The organism is Acinetobacter sp. GW821-FHT01C12 (assembly GCF_059422625.1).
Map to the genome: position 1 here is coordinate 413,974 of NZ_JBWKXD010000001.1, position 15,018 is coordinate 428,991.

The following is a 15,018-nucleotide window of genomic DNA, read 5'->3' on the forward strand; positions in this document are numbered from 1 at the left end:
GCATTTTTATAATGACTTCAAATCTGAAATCAGCATATTTGCGATGTGGGCTAAATATGAATTTGCTTTCTTATGCGAATCTTAAAAAAAAGTAAAATTCCATTAACATTGTTTTGTTTTGTGATCCGAAACTTAATTCAGTCAAAAATATGAATTTTAAATTCTTTTAATTTGAGGCGATAAAAAAATAAGCTATTCATTTTTAATAAATTAAATAATTTTAATAAATTACACTTTTTTACAATACAGCGACGTCATCTTTTTGCCACTAATTCCTCATAAGATTTAATTAAGAATCGAAAATTAATTTATGTGACAAGTTTATTAAAATAACAGTGGTAAAACTTATTATGTTCCTGATAAGCCCGCAACAGAATACGACCTCACAAAACCTTTGGCATATATTATGTGATTTTGATGGGACTATTAGTTTAAATGATACAACTGATCATTTATTGGAAACTTTTGCCTTAGATGGATGGCAAGCCATTGAGCAGCAATGGGAACAAGGATTGATTGGCTCAAAGCAATGTATGCAACAACAAATTGCTTTATTACATATGAATCAACAAGCGTTTTATCAATGCTTAGATCAAATAGAAATTGATGCTGGTTTTTTAGATTTGGTGCAATTGAGTGCCTTACATAAAATACCACTGACCATTGTCAGCGATGGTTTAGATCTGGTGATTCAATATATTTTATCTAAGTATAATCTAGGACATCTTCCGGTTATCGCGAATCATTTGGTTCAAATAAATGAATACCAATGGCGATTAGAATTTCCAAATACCAATTTAGCCTGTAAAAGTGCAAGTGGCACCTGTAAATGCAAAATTGCTGAGATGAATCATCAGGCAAATATTATTTTAATTGGCGATGGTCGTTCAGATTTTTGTCTTGCCGAAAGTGCAAATTATGTCTTTGCAAAAAAATCCCTGATTGAACATTGCCGCGAAAAACAAATTTTATATACGCCTTTTAAAAATATTACAGAAATTCATCAACCTTTAGAAAAGTTACTGATGAGTGATTTTGAACTTGATCCAACGATTATGGTGCTTGCATGATTAAAGATAACTCATTCTTCATCAATGGAAGTCGTACTGGTGTACTACTGATCCATGGTTTAACAGGCACACCTAATGAAATGCGTAGTGTGGCAAAGCCCTGTCAGCAAATGGGCTATAGTGTCTTAGCCGTACAGCTCGCAGGACATTGCGGAACAATGCAAGACTTAGTCCAAACCAAATGGGAAGACTGGTATTCAAGTATTTGCCAAGCTGCTGAAGAATTAAAAAAGCATACTGATGAAATATTTGTCATTGGATTATCTATGGGCTCGTTATTGGCACTTAAATATGCTTCAGAACATCCAGTTGCTGGAGTGATTTGTTATAGCCCAACATTTAAATTTGATGGTTGGAGTATTCCACGATGGTCAAAAATACTCGCCCCTATCGTTTTACCTATCGTTTCGCATTTAAATATTTTTAAAAATAGTGCCTTTGATGAAACTGAGCCTTACGGCATTAAAAACCAACAATTGCGTATGCGTATTCTAGAAGCCATGAAAAGTGACGATAGTAGTAAAGCTGGATTGCCAGGTAATCCTTGGCATTCACTTTATCAGATGCAGCGCTTATCCAAAAATGTTGGTAAAAATTTATACAAAATTACCGCTCCGACGCTTTGTTTACATGCATTTCATGATGATATTGCGGATAAAAAAAATAGTCAGTTGATCTATGACAAAGTATCGGGCCAAAAACAATTAATTTGGCTTTACGAAAGCTACCATATGATCACGATTGATAACGATCGTAAACAAGTCATTGAAGCATCATTAAATTTCATCAAACAATATCAACAATTGGCTGTTATTTCCAACCCTGTAGAAAAGTCAGCTGAAATAAGCACTGTTGAAGCGAATTTAAAACATGGTGAACCTGCGTGAATTTAGCTATTGCTGCTGTCTGGTTTCTAACTATTGTCATTGATACTGTCGGTCAACTGGCTTTTAAGGCAGCAGCGTCAGAAAATACTCAACATGATGGCATTGCACATTGGAAAGCAATGGCAATACGCCCCTGGATTTGGATTGGTATCACCAGTTATATCATTGAGTTTTTCACTTGGCTTATTTTCCTTTCCTTAGTCCCATTGTCTGATGGTGTGATGTTAGGCAGTATCAATATCGTTGTCATCCTTATCGCTGGGCGTTTATTTTTTAATGAAAAGCTCACACGTAATCGACTGATCGGTGTCATCTTAATTAGTTTAGGCGTCACTGTTGTGGGATTAGGCACATGAAGTTATTTTATATCATCGGTTTTATCATATTAATGTCTTTTGACACCTTGGCCCAAATCAGTTTTAAATTTGCGTCCATCCATGCAATGCCACTGACTTATGATATGGCTTGGTTAATCCGTATCTTGAGTCATTATTGGATTTATGGGGCAATTATTGGCTATATCGGGGCCTTTTTTACATGGATGACTTTACTCAAACATGCACCTGTTGGGCCTGCCTTTGCTGCATCACATTTGGAGTTGATTAGCGTCACGCTTCTATCTATATGGTTGTTTAATGAACCACTCACCTTTGCAAAAGTACTAGGCGCAACACTGATTTTAATTGGTGTACTTTTCTTAGCAAAAGATGAGTCAAAACAATATCTTTCAACCAATGAAGTACTGAAGTAAAACCACACCCTCTTTGAACCAATACATAGGAATATGACTTACGACATCTAAATATGAAAAAAGAAATCCCACCGACCAATGGCCTCACGATTAATTTTAGAGATCTGTTTCCTTCTGCTCATCAAACAGATCTATCCACATATCTAAGCCATTTACTCAATATTCCTGAACCGAGTTTAACTTGCTCAGGTACAGTTGCTCTAATTCTTGCCTTGCAAACGCTAGAAAAAAGACAACCACAACGTAAACAAGTCATTATTCCAGCATGGACATGTCCGTTGGTGGCACTGGCGATTGAGAAAATAGGATTAACGCCCGTTCTATGTGACATAGAAACCAATAGCTTAAATTTTGAGATTCAACAACTACAACAGTTAACCAATGCAAATACCTTGGCAATTGTGGTGACTCATTTTGCCGGTCTGGTTTATGATTTTAGCTTAGTCCAAGAAATTGCCCGACATTATCAGACCTTTATCATTGAAGATGCTGCTCAATCTATGGGTGCTAAAACCCATTATCAAAGCGTAGGGCTAATTGGAGATATTGCATTTTTTAGTCTGGCTTTTGGCAAAGGACTAACCAGTGCTGAAGGAGGTGTATTGTTTAGTCGGGATCTAGAAATCAACCAGCAACTTTATGAAAGTTCCTTAACATTACCTTTGCTCAAGCAATGGGAGCTGAAACGTTGTTTGGAATTGATGGCGTATAGTTTGCTTTATCGTCCTGCAACTTTAACATGGCTCTATGGCAAACCATTGCGTAAGGCGCTAGAAAACCATGATGAAATCACAGCTGTAGGCGATAACTTTGATCTAGACAGCATTCCTATTCATCAACTTGGGAAATGGCGCAGTCAAGTTGCAGCACATGCCAGCACACGCCTTCCGCTACATTGGCAACAAGCAAGACAGCGAGCTAAAAAGCGTATCTTACAATTAAGATTATTGCCAAACTTACATATATTTGATGAACAGATAAATACTCAGGCAACTTTTCCATTTTTGATTTGTTTTGTAGAAAATGAAAGATTATGTAAAAAAATATTAGATGAACTTTGGTGCTCAGGTTTAGGCATAACCAAACTTTTTGTACGTTCAATTTCCCACTATCCAGCGTTATCGCATATACATGCCGATACACCAAACGCAACAAGCTTCGCAGCACAAAGTTTTACTATTAGTAATTCAGCTTGGTTAGAGGAGGATGATTTTCAAATTATTTTTAAAGTACTAGAGAGAATTCTAACCACATAGAATTAAGCCCAATCCGAGTAACATCTATTTAAAAAAACAATTTACCTTTGTCACGTCATATAACCCATTCAATAAAAACCAAACCGTTTTCACCCTTGGTCTGATTTAATCAAAGATGATCATTTTTTGATTAATGAAAAAGATTTATTAATTTTTTAGAAGCCGCTTAGATACAGATTATTTTTATTGTCGATTCGCTAACACAAAAAATAAAACAAAAAATGAGGAACACAGTTCCTCATTTTTACTTTAGCAAAACCTTAGTAGGCCAATTGAATCAACATTCTAAAAAAACCAGCAATAATCGCCAATGTCAGAAATCCACCTAGCCATAACACGACAAACCATTGCGTTTGAGATAGTTTCATATTTGCTTACCTCATTTAAAGCTTTAATTTTTTACTCTGCAGCATGTTTAATCTTGCTTAGGCTATTTTTTACTCAAGCCAAAAACTAAACATGCGACTTTTAAGTTTAGTGATAACCTTTATCACCGATTCGAACTTTGTCTCGGAACACCCAATACGAAAGCCCGGTATAGATCAAAATAATTGGAATTAAAATCAATGCACCAATTAAAGCAAATAATTGGCTGCTCTGTGGCGCGGCAACTTCCCATATGGTCACTGATGGTGGAATCACATAAGGCCACAAACTGATGATAAACCCAGTATAAGCAAGGAAAACCAAAGCCAAAGTATAAAGGAATGGGCTTAGTTCATAACGCTTTTTACATGCGCGAAGCACAAGAAAAGTAAACAGCACCACCAATATTGGTACAGGACTAAAATACATCAATTGTGGTTGGCTAAACCAGCGTGCTGCAATTTCAGGATGCGCCATCGGGGTATAAATACTGACTGCGCCAAAGATGACAAACAAAGCAACGATTAATTTAGGCATCAACTGATACATACGATCTTGTAAATCAAGTTCAGTTTTAAAAATTAACCATCCACAACCCAGTGCTGCGTAAAGTACAACAACACCAATACCTGTAAACACAGTAAACGGCGATAACCAGTCTAAACCACCACCTGCATACATATGATTTTCAACTTTAATCCCTTGGATATACGCACCAAGAATCATCCCTTGGAAAAAACTGGCAAGAATTGATCCACCAATAAAAGCTTTGTCCCATAAATGCTTGGTTCGATTGGCCTTAAAACGAAACTCAAAAGCCACACCACGGAAAATTAAAGCAATCACCATAAGGATAACTGGCATATATAATGCAGACAATACAGTGGCATAGACCATTGGAAACGCAGCATATAATGCTGCACCGCCCAATACCATCCAGGTTTCATTACCATCCCAAACAGGTGCAACAGTGTTCATCATCACATCACGTTCGTGTTGATCTTTAACAAAGGGAAATAAAATCCCAATCCCTAAATCAAAACCATCTAATACTACATAGATGAATACACCAATGGCGATAATGACAATCCAAATCAGAGATAAATCAATCATTATTTACGCTCCTGTTCATTGGAATCAACGCTATCTTCAACACTCGTCAATGGACGTTTAGAGGCCAAAATAACCGCTTCTTCACTATGCGCTACACTTTCTGGTGTGGCGTAGATAAATTGTGGACCTTTGTGCATCAATTTCAACATATAGTAAATGCCGATGCCAAATACGATGCAATACACCACAACGAAAATAATTAAAGTGAGGCCGACTTGTTCCGCAGAAACTGGAGATAAAGCATCTTTGGTTCGCATCACTCCATATACCACCCACGGTTGACGACCAACTTCTGTGGTAAACCAGCCTGCAAGCAAGGCAATAAATCCTGAAGGTCCCATAGCAAAAGCAAAACGGTGTAACCATTTGTTTTCATAAAGCTTGCCGCCTTTGCGTAGAAACAATGCCATCACGGCGAGTAAAATCATCAGCATGCCCATTCCAACCATGATTCTAAAGCTCCAGAACACCACAGTAGAATTAGGACGATCTTCAGGTGCAAACTCTTTTAAGCCTTTTACCTCACCATCCAGTGTATGGGTCATGATTAAGCTACCAAGATTTGGAATACCGATAGCATATTTAGTTTCTTCTGCTTGCATATCTGGAATACCAAACAGATATAGCGGCATACCCTCACCTTTGTTGGTTTCCCAATGCCCTTCAATCGCCGCAAGTTTAGCAGGCTGATGTTTTAAGGTATTTAGACCGTGATTATCACCGATGAGAACCTGTAATGGTGCAAGGACCAGAATCATCCACAATGCCATAGAAAACGATTTTTTGATTAATGCGTCACGGCGTCCTTTTAATAAATGCCAAGCAGCAGTTGCAGCCACCAGTAAGGCTGAAACAAGGAATGCTGCAGCAGCCATATGGGCTAAACGGTAAGGAAATGAGGGGTTAAACACAATTGCAAACCAATCTTGCGGCACGATAATCCCATTTTCGATGCTAAAGCCTTGTGGTGTTTGCATCCAACTGTTTGAAGATAAAATCCAAAACATTGAAATACAGGTACCAATCGCCACCATAGCCGTTGCAAAGAAATGCGCCCGAGGACCTACGCGCCCCCAACCAAAAAGCATAATGCCAAGGAAACCAGCTTCTAAGAAAAATGCACTCAGCACTTCATAAGCCAGTAATGGACCAGTTACCGAGCCTGCAACACGTGAAAATTCACTCCAGTTTGTTCCAAACTGATAACTCATCACCACACCAGAAACCACGCCCATCCCAAAAGCGACAGCAAAAATTTTTACCCAGAATTTAAATAAATCTTGGTAAACAGGATTTTGAGTTTTTAGCCAGCGCCATTCAAGTACAGCTAAAAAGCTTGCAAGCCCGATAGAAATTGAAGGAAAAATAATATGGAAAGAAACAGTAAAAGCAAACTGAATACGCGCCAATTCTAAAGCAGTTAATCCTAGATCCATGACATCACCTTATTCATTGGTAAAGTTGGTAAAGATTGAGTTTTAAATACATTGTTAAACATTTTTTGTTGTACAAACTCAGCATACGCCTGAACATTCCGTACAATCTGTTGTTTTCTTTTTGCTGTATTTTTAAACAATGCTAAAAATAGCATGCAAAACCTGCTTTCCTGCAAATCGAGGAAATTTTGAAAAATCATGATCATTCTCTACACAATAAATTCGAAATATGATCGCATGGCTTTAAAGCCTTTATTTAAAAATGCTAAACCTATGGATCGGTGAATGTGTTATGCAAAGACTACAGGTGGGGCTCGCCCTTGAGGAATCAGAAACAGGCGTTGTAATTGAAAATAGACATGCTGAAAGTTTTCAACATAAGCCATTAAACGTACTTGAATACGCACTAGGGTTTCTTTTACGCCAATTTCTGGTGGCATCACTAAATTGCCATATACCACACAATACTGACATTGATGGTTAATGTCATGATGATCATGACTTGAGCTACTTGCTTGCTGGGCTTGATCTAAATGCAAATAGTGATGAATAAAACTAGATTCTTGCTCATGATGAAGATGTGCATGTGTTGGTCGCAATAAAGCTTGAGTGATGTCTTCACAGACCGGAGCAATTTGATACTGCTCAGGTAATAACGGCTGTAAAAAAACCGCAAGCTGTAAAAATACTGTTGCAAATGCCAGCAACAGACCACTGCTTCTTAACACAATTGATTGCTCATATTGAGAGAGATAGAAAAAAGTATAAGTTTGCTTTTAACTGTAGATCTTTAACTTGAAATAAAGAATCAACTGCATAAAAACCAAGCATATTACTCAACTTTTCTAGCTTTACTATAGTACATTTAAATTTTAAATCAAAGCCTCTTTAGCACTTTTTTGGAAATCGTTTTCTTTTTTAATGATTTGTTTATTATATAGCAATGATCAATAAAACTTAAAAAAGCATCCATCATCGCTTCAGCTTTTAGTGAGTAAATAGCACCAGCCCAACTTTCAAGCTAAATTCAATTGAAAAGCTTATACCCGACGACTGAATCTACAATGATATTCTAAGGGTGTTAAGCCGATTTTTTTTCTAAACAATCTGCGAAAAGAAATTGGGGCTAGATAACCAACACTTTGTATAATTAGATCAATAGATTGATTAGCATTTTCAATAGCAAAGCTTCTTGGCTGAGCAAGCCAAGAAGCTAGAGAAAATAAAACAATTATTTAAACACTTTAAAACGCACAGCATCATCGATATAGGCTTTTTCAGCAGCCTCTGCTTCAATTGAACCAAATACCAACTGTGCACGAAGTTTCCAAGTTTTGGGTATATCCCATTCCGCATGAACTTGTTCATCGACAATTGGATTGTAGTGCTGTAAGGATGCACCAATACCCTCGCTATTTAAGGCTGTCCACGTTGAAAATTGTGCGATTGCTGTAGAGTGTTCAGCCCAAATCGGAAAATTTTCTGCATATGCTGGAAATTTTTCCTGTAAGTTTTGGATTACATCTAAATCTTCAAAGAAAAGAACGGTACCAAAGCCTGCGATAAAGCTGTCCATTTTATTCTCTGTTTTTAAGGCACTTGCTTCATCTTTGGCATAAGCTTTCAGTTGAACTTTTACAAAGTTCCAGAACTTCTCATGTTCAGCATTAAACAAGATCACTGCACGAGATGATTGCGAGTTAAAAGAAGATGGGCTTTGCTTGATCGCTTGCTGAATCAAATCAGTAAGATGCTCAGGAGATTGGTTAACATGACGTCCAATCGCATAAATTGTACGGCGTTTATGAATTAAATCTAAAAAATTATTCGACATTGCTGAATATCCTTGGATATATCCCCGGGGAAATCCGATACTTTAAAAAAGATTATCAAGATATTTTAAAAAATCATAACAAGTATGAATTGATTAAAATCAAAAGTATTACAACATAAAAAAACTTGCTAGAAATATCTACTTTTGTCATATGTTTCTAAGCAAAAGTGAATTAGAAGAAATATAAGGGTCTGTTGACATTTCATAAATGGCTTGCGTTGTAGGTTAAAATTGAGCATGAGACGTATACGTCGTAAAGCATGAATGAGAATAGCGAGACTATTTTCGAGTTTCATAACGTAGGCTGAGATAATTTTAGCCACAACCCTGAGCAAGAACAAAGCACTGCTTTGTTTGCAGCGCAAGGCGCAGCGGGGGACTTGTGTGTTTTTTGCCGCTACGTCGTTACCTTGCGAAACAATGTTTCTCATCATTTAGAATGACTAAATTTCATATTTCGTGCCTTGTATCGCCTAAAAAACACACGTAGTCGCAAACATAGACGAATTGTCAACAGACCCTAAGCAACTCTTCGACATAGAAATCACGATATATACCATCCATCAATCTACAATCAGAAGTTTTATCCTACAAACGCGTAATAAAGAAGATTGAATAAGAAGTACCAGCATTTAAAATTAAATCATAAAGACTTGCTAAATGAATGACCTCATTTAAATCATTGTCATCCTGCTTAAACAACTGCCGAATAAAATCTAAGCATTAAAAATATTTCCACTCAAAATTTAGATATCGCAATTGGTTAAAAAATGAAAGTTTTAAATATATTAAGTATCATCAGTTCAATATTTATTCTATTTTTTATGTTTTATACGCTTGGGCCTACAATTTAAAAAACTTAAACAGATGAATAAAAAATAAAAGGCAGTTTAAAACTGCCTTTTATACTTGAATTTGATTATTTCAATCTATTGATTATGTTTGACTAGAAATTAGCATTCAGCACTTTGGCAGGTACAGTATTTTTCCAAATATCTCGCAAAGTAGGTAAATAGAATTTTTCACCTAACTCAACCAATTCAGCGTCAATCAATGCATGTGTTTCATGCATAAATAAGTAGTCCAGTTCAACCGTAGACAATTGTTGCTGCTTTTTTGCAAATTCTTTACGTTTGGCTTGAGCTTGTTTAAGCAGTTGGTCTGCGAAATTTTTATTCTTATATTGGCTAATCGCTTGTAAACGTAACTCAATCACACCCCAACCTGTAAGGAGTTTCTTAAAAATCTCAAAATCTTCAGTTGTAGATTCCCAAGTCATTTTATCCAAGTCTTCATCATCAGGAAGTACTGGGAGTAAAATTTCCATTACACTTGGAAAAATCTTTTTGAAATTTAAAATAAATTTAACAGGGTGCTCACCAGGGTAATCTTTAAACTGCACATTTTCCTGAACATCTGTTAAATAAATTGATAACATTAAAAAATCCTTAATTAAAATACTGTTTACTATAACGTTATTGGTCATCTTGCAGCCTAAATACAAAATAAAAATAACATGAAAACAGCGAAAGAAATGCATTCTAACAATTATGACAGTTTATTCAATGCCAATTGCAGTATTCACCTGTTGTCGATCAAAGATATTGGTGGGCGAATAAAGCTGATTCTTGTAAAGAACTAAACTTGATCAAACTCAGTGACCAAAAACTCGATTAAAGCTTTTACCGATGGTAATAGGCCTCTTCTAGAAGTATAGGCCAAATGAATAAGCTCTGGCATCGGTTCCCACTCAGGAATCACTTTAACCAGTCTGCCCGCTTTTAAGTCTTCAGCAATAATTAATTCCGGTAGTTTTGCAATTCCCAAGCCATCTAAAGTCGCTAAATGCAATGCACTTAAATCAGTAGTGGTTAGCCTCGGCTCATCCTTAACCACATATAATTCATTATTAGAATTATAAAGATCCCAATGATATTCAAAGGACAAAGACTCCATCATTAAAATAGGTAATTTTGTTAATTCTTCTGGTGTTTTAATCAAGAAATGTTGATTCAACAAATCAGGGCTTGCGACAATAAATTGTTTTGAAATGGATAGGCTACGTACAATCAAATCACTATCTTTTAAAGGTAAGGGTCTGATTCGAATTGCAACGTCATAACGTTCATTAAACAAGTCTACCTTTCTATTTGTCGCTTCAACATGTAATTTAACTTTCGGATAACGTGCTAAAAACTTATTCAACATTTTACTGACATTAATATGCAATAAATTTGTAGGACAAGAAATTTTTACAATTCCAGTTGGCTCTGCGCTTAACAGTGCAATTGCCTCATCAGCCGATTCAGCTTCCACAAGCATTGCTTTACAGTGTTGTAAATATATGTTCCCGACATCTGTAATCGAAATTCTTTTGGTGGTTCGATTGAGAAGTTTTACTCCTAAACGGTTTTCCAATTCCGCAACTCTTCGACTTAACAATGATTTGGTCACACCCAACGCATTACTTGCAGCTGAAAATCCACCATATTCAATCACTTTGGTAAAATAATATAGGTCATTTAAGTCTTTCATCATATCCCCTTAAATATCACAACTGTTCTCTATATAAGACAATATGTCATATAAATAGCATAATTCAATATTTGTCCTACTGTTAGTATTAAAAACAGCAAATGATTGCTTAACTAAGGATATATAAAATGTCTACTCCAGCTAATTTTAATGGCCAAGCCCCAGTGATTGATGTAAATGATTCCGTTATGCTGTTAATTGATCACCAAAGTGGTTTATTTCAAACCGTTGCAGATATGCCAATGACAGAACTACGCCAACGCGCAGCAGCCTTAGCTAAAATAGCATCATTATCAAACATTCCTGTCATTACCACAGCATCAGTTCCCCAAGGCCCCAATGGCCCACTTATTCCTGAAATACACGCAAATGCACCCCATGCAAAATATGTCGCACGTAAAGGCGAAATTAATGCTTGGCATAATCAAGAGTTCGTTGAAGCGGTTAAAGCAACAGGTAAAAAGACCCTGATTATTGCGGGTACGATTACCAGCGTGTGTATGGCTTTTCCAGCAATTAGTGCAATTGCAGATGGCTATAAAGTTTTTGTTGTGGTTGATGCATCAGGTACGTATAGCAAAATGGCACAAGAAATTACCTTAGCACGTGTGGTTCAAGCAGGTGCGGTACCGATGGATACAGCGGCGGTTGCTTCAGAAATTCAACAAACTTGGAACCGTGAAGATGCTGCTGAATGGGCTCAAGTGTACACTCAAATCTTCCCTGCTTATCAATTACTGATTGAAAGTTATTCAAAAGCACAAGCAGTTGTGACAAACAAAGAAGTACTTGATTCAATTCGTAAATAATTTTAAATAAATGATGATTTTAGACACCTTTCGAGGTGTCTAAATCTTTGTTATGACGCAGTAATTACTATTTTCATTTTATTGCTACTTCAAGTTTAGAGAATAAATCATGTCTTTAGATTAAAAAAAATTAATGTATATGATCCGTCTCCTTTTCCGCTACCTCAAGTGCGGCAGATTCATTGGCAACGTCATTGACCCATCCATAACCATTTTTCATCAAAATGGTATAGGTTTTACCATCTGCTGTAATCGTGCCCATGGTAAAATTGTCTTTAATGGTTTGAGTAATATGAAACTTCTCATTATTTTGATCTCCTCCTTCTAGAGAGCCTGACCAACTGACAATATCTTCACCTGGATCTACCTCTATGCGTTCTATAACGGCCTGTCTGTTTAAACCATAGCCTGGCACATTAAATACGATTTGATCGCCGACATTCTTCGCCTCTAAGGTATATAGATCATTCCTCAGAAATATTCGCCCATCTTTTTTTTGTGCATCTGTCAAAGGAACAGGATTATGCATAGACACGGTATCAACAGTACTCAAATTGAACATCTGTTGATTGAAAATTCCTGCACGTAATTTGTCCTCATCCAGCGTTACAAGTTTACGGCGAGCATGGCTGTCTTTTATACGTTGCAATACTTGTGTTTCGGTTAGATTTGCATTTAGCTTCGGTGAATTCACTTGATCGATTTGTTCATTTTGTTTAGACGCAATCGCTTTAGCCGTATCAGCTGTCTCCTGTTGACCTGAGATGAACCAAGCCAACAAAGAAACCACCAAAACAGTTAAAACAACGGAAATAATGAGATATATCCGTTTATTCATTATAGATTAACCGCCACTAAAAATTTTGAAATGGCTTCAACATTCTCATTAATTTTTCTTAAGCCATCAAATTTGTCAGTTTCACCTAAACGCACGCCATATTCAGGGCTATAGATATCTGGGCTCGAATATAAGCCAATTTGATTTCCACCCATAATGGTACTGCCTAAAGGATGACCAAATCCCCAGTTATAACCTGTGGTTCGATCAAAACTGTGTCCGAGTCCCATGTTATGCCCTAACTCATGCCGCATTGCGGTGATACCACAACCATAGTTATGTGATCCGATCATGTTGTACTTGCTCGGTGTGCTATTTACATAAGCGAGACCGCAACCCGAATGATCTGTAATGGTATATATCGCATCAGCACCTGTTCTGGTTCTTTCCGCTTGTACGGTGGTATCTGAACGCCCTAAATTAATCGCATCACCGAGTGTCGTTCCAGGAATTCGATAATCCAAGTATCCGACTTCTTTGTAGTAGGCTTTTGCTTGCGAGTTTTCAAGCGCTTCATTGGTTAATCTAAGTGCTTCACGGGCTTGAATTTTTGCAGCAGTTGCACCAAGTTTGTCATTGACTACGGGACTATTCACAAGTAGCAAATCAATCTGATAACTATCGGTATTCCAAACACCATTGTTAAATACCAAACGGATTTTATCGCCTTTTTTCAAACTTGCGCTAATATTGCTAGCCGAAACTGTAAACGCTGTATCCGCAGAATTAGATAAGATAACCTTGTCACCAGACTGAGCCGCTGGCAAGTTTACAACAGGCGCCCATTGCGCATTATCAGCGGTTATTTCAACGACAGGGGTTTTAAATGTGAATCCCTGTGCAGCGGTGTTTGCAGTGAATAAGGTTTTAGGAGACGAAGCCAACACCCAATACGATTTATCTGCAATATAAATGAACTCGTAACGATTGCCCTTGTTAAGTTTTAGGGTTGCAGTGGTATTGGTTTTTTCATTTTCAATCACTGATTGCCAGCTTGCAGTTGAGCTAACAATGATACGATCTCGGTCGTTTGCTGTTTGCGGTAATTTTAATGAAGACACCCATGCCCCATCAGCAAAACGAATTTCTGTTTTAGGTGCAGTTAAATTTTGCAAAGCCGTATTTAATGCCGCAGTATTACCATTGATCACGTTGATAATACGTGTCGGAACAGACAGTGGAACCCATTTACTCAGTTCTTGATTATATTGAAAGATATATGCATCATTTTTATTGACAACCAATGTACTTGGAAATAATGCATTTTGTGAATTAATTTTGGAGGATTTAAGCGCATTAGACTTAACCACAAGGATCTGGCCATTCTGACCTGTTTGCGGTAAATGAATTGTCTCAGTCCAAGCAGCATCACTTACAACATATTGAGCCTGTGATTGTTGAAATACTGGAATGGTATTGCCATTTTTTTCAGGCGTAAAATTGGCAATTTCAGGCGCATAAAACTCCCATTTTCCATTACTAAATTTAAAACGATAACTGTTTCCAGACTTTAGTGTGAGAACGCCTTTTTTTTCAATATTTACATTACTTAAATCAATATCACTGTCATAACCCGCAGTTGATTGAATTGTAATTAAGGCACCTTCTTTTGCTACATTCGGTAAGGAAATATTCTTTACCCAATTGCCATTGGATACACTAAATATCAGATCATCATAGCCTGTTGGAATGATCCCACTCTGGTTATTCTGGTTTGGTGATAGCGTGGTTGCGGCTATGGCAAAAGTGACCATGCCACTTGTAATGAAGACTGTAATAACTTTTCTTTTATTCATGTTATACCTGAGTCAATATTATAAAGTTGAGCTGACACTATAAATTAATTTTTATTGAAAAATAAAATTAAAAATTGTTAATAAAATCGATAAAACCAACAACTAACCCAAGTACTGTAAAATCATAAATATATGATATATAAATAAAAATAAATATTACAACTTAAAAACAATGCAGAGCTTATAAAATAAAACTTAGTAAAATCATCAATCCAAACCAATCAATAATTCGTGAATTATCCTTCTTTTTTTGTTGAACAATCGCTGAGTTTAAATCTCAGTATTTCAATATAGAAATTTGATATTTCTATAGATGATTCAACCCAT

At 36.6% G+C, this 15,018-nt stretch carries 16 protein-coding genes and 1 pseudogene; 6 read left to right on the plus strand and 11 right to left on the minus strand.

Annotated elements, in window-relative coordinates:
* The first annotated feature begins 350 nt into the window (after window positions 1-350).
* Genes AC07WY_RS01935 through AC07WY_RS01955 form a run of 5 tightly spaced genes read left to right on the plus strand, consistent with a single transcriptional unit; the run spans window position 351 to window position 3,964 of the window.
* The gene (locus tag AC07WY_RS01935; RefSeq protein WP_262086022.1) at window positions 351-1,070 is read left to right on the plus strand and encodes an MtnX-like HAD-IB family phosphatase; all 720 of its coding nucleotides are present in this window, start codon (window positions 351-353) and stop codon (window positions 1,068-1,070) included.
* Window positions 1,067-1,957 carry an alpha/beta hydrolase gene (locus AC07WY_RS01940; RefSeq protein ID WP_494735603.1) on the plus strand — a complete coding sequence of 297 codons (891 nt, stop codon included), beginning with the start codon at window positions 1,067-1,069 and terminating at the stop codon, window positions 1,955-1,957. The genes AC07WY_RS01935 and AC07WY_RS01940 overlap by 4 nt, the downstream gene beginning before the upstream one ends.
* Window positions 1,954-2,313, plus strand: coding sequence for an EamA family transporter (locus AC07WY_RS01945; protein ID WP_004821440.1), 360 nt, complete (start codon window positions 1,954-1,956; stop codon window positions 2,311-2,313). The genes AC07WY_RS01940 and AC07WY_RS01945 overlap by 4 nt, the downstream gene beginning before the upstream one ends.
* The gene (locus AC07WY_RS01950) at window positions 2,310-2,708 is read left to right on the plus strand and encodes a DMT family transporter (RefSeq protein ID WP_262086020.1); all 399 of its coding nucleotides are present in this window, start codon (window positions 2,310-2,312) and stop codon (window positions 2,706-2,708) included. Before AC07WY_RS01945 ends, AC07WY_RS01950 begins: the two co-directional genes overlap by 4 nt.
* Before the next feature lie 53 nt (window positions 2,709-2,761).
* Window positions 2,762-3,964 (plus strand): DegT/DnrJ/EryC1/StrS family aminotransferase, encoded by a 1,203-nt coding sequence (locus AC07WY_RS01955; protein ID WP_494735604.1) that lies wholly within the window; start codon window positions 2,762-2,764, stop codon window positions 3,962-3,964.
* 260 nt (window positions 3,965-4,224) lie between these two features.
* On the opposite strand, the gene AC07WY_RS01960 is transcribed toward AC07WY_RS01955, so the two are convergent.
* From AC07WY_RS01960 to AC07WY_RS02000, 9 genes and pseudogenes are all read right to left on the minus strand, one after another.
* On the minus strand, window positions 4,225-4,332 hold the full coding sequence (locus AC07WY_RS01960) for a DUF2474 family protein (RefSeq protein WP_004821434.1): 108 nt from the start codon (window positions 4,330-4,332) through the stop codon (window positions 4,225-4,227).
* 106 nt (window positions 4,333-4,438) lie between these two features.
* Window positions 4,439-5,443, minus strand: coding sequence for a cytochrome d ubiquinol oxidase subunit II (gene cydB, locus AC07WY_RS01965; RefSeq protein WP_494735605.1), 1,005 nt, complete (start codon window positions 5,441-5,443; stop codon window positions 4,439-4,441).
* Window positions 5,443-6,879 carry a cytochrome ubiquinol oxidase subunit I gene (locus AC07WY_RS01970; RefSeq protein WP_004720575.1) on the minus strand — a complete coding sequence of 479 codons (1,437 nt, stop codon included), beginning with the start codon at window positions 6,877-6,879 and terminating at the stop codon, window positions 5,443-5,445. Before AC07WY_RS01970 ends, cydB begins: the two co-directional genes overlap by 1 nt.
* Window positions 6,870-7,034, minus strand: a complete 165-nt coding sequence (locus tag AC07WY_RS01975) for a hypothetical protein (RefSeq protein WP_262086018.1) — start codon at window positions 7,032-7,034, stop codon at window positions 6,870-6,872. Before AC07WY_RS01975 ends, AC07WY_RS01970 begins: the two co-directional genes overlap by 10 nt.
* 135 nt (window positions 7,035-7,169) lie before the next feature.
* Window positions 7,170-7,607, minus strand: coding sequence for a DUF2946 domain-containing protein (locus tag AC07WY_RS01980; protein WP_494735606.1), 438 nt, complete (start codon window positions 7,605-7,607; stop codon window positions 7,170-7,172).
* A 312-nt stretch (window positions 7,608-7,919) separates the two neighbouring features.
* A pseudogene (locus AC07WY_RS01985) lies at window positions 7,920-8,039 on the minus strand (GlxA family transcriptional regulator); the annotation flags it as partial.
* A gap of 71 nt (window positions 8,040-8,110) precedes the next feature.
* Window positions 8,111-8,713, minus strand: a complete 603-nt coding sequence (locus AC07WY_RS01990; protein WP_419334327.1) for a nitroreductase family protein — start codon at window positions 8,711-8,713, stop codon at window positions 8,111-8,113.
* Between the two features lie 946 nt (window positions 8,714-9,659).
* A complete protein-coding gene (locus AC07WY_RS01995; protein WP_004821426.1) occupies window positions 9,660-10,151 on the minus strand; it encodes a hypothetical protein in 492 nt (163 codons plus the stop codon).
* A gap of 200 nt (window positions 10,152-10,351) precedes the next feature.
* Window positions 10,352-11,248, minus strand: a complete 897-nt coding sequence (locus AC07WY_RS02000; protein ID WP_419334326.1) for a LysR substrate-binding domain-containing protein — start codon at window positions 11,246-11,248, stop codon at window positions 10,352-10,354.
* A gap of 128 nt (window positions 11,249-11,376) precedes the next feature.
* On the opposite strand from AC07WY_RS02000, the gene AC07WY_RS02005 reads away from it, so the two are divergent.
* Window positions 11,377-12,057 (plus strand): hydrolase, encoded by a 681-nt coding sequence (locus AC07WY_RS02005; protein WP_494735607.1) that lies wholly within the window; start codon window positions 11,377-11,379, stop codon window positions 12,055-12,057.
* A 130-nt stretch (window positions 12,058-12,187) separates the two neighbouring features.
* On the opposite strand, the gene cpaB is transcribed toward AC07WY_RS02005, so the two are convergent.
* Together cpaB and cpaA are read right to left on the minus strand one after the other, a co-directional pair.
* Window positions 12,188-12,895, minus strand: coding sequence for a metalloprotease secretion chaperone CpaB (gene cpaB, locus AC07WY_RS02010; protein WP_419334323.1), 708 nt, complete (start codon window positions 12,893-12,895; stop codon window positions 12,188-12,190).
* Window positions 12,895-14,691 (minus strand): metalloendopeptidase CpaA, encoded by a 1,797-nt coding sequence (gene cpaA, locus AC07WY_RS02015; protein ID WP_419334321.1) that lies wholly within the window; start codon window positions 14,689-14,691, stop codon window positions 12,895-12,897. Before cpaA ends, cpaB begins: the two co-directional genes overlap by 1 nt.
* Between the last annotated feature and the right edge of the window lie 327 nt (window positions 14,692-15,018).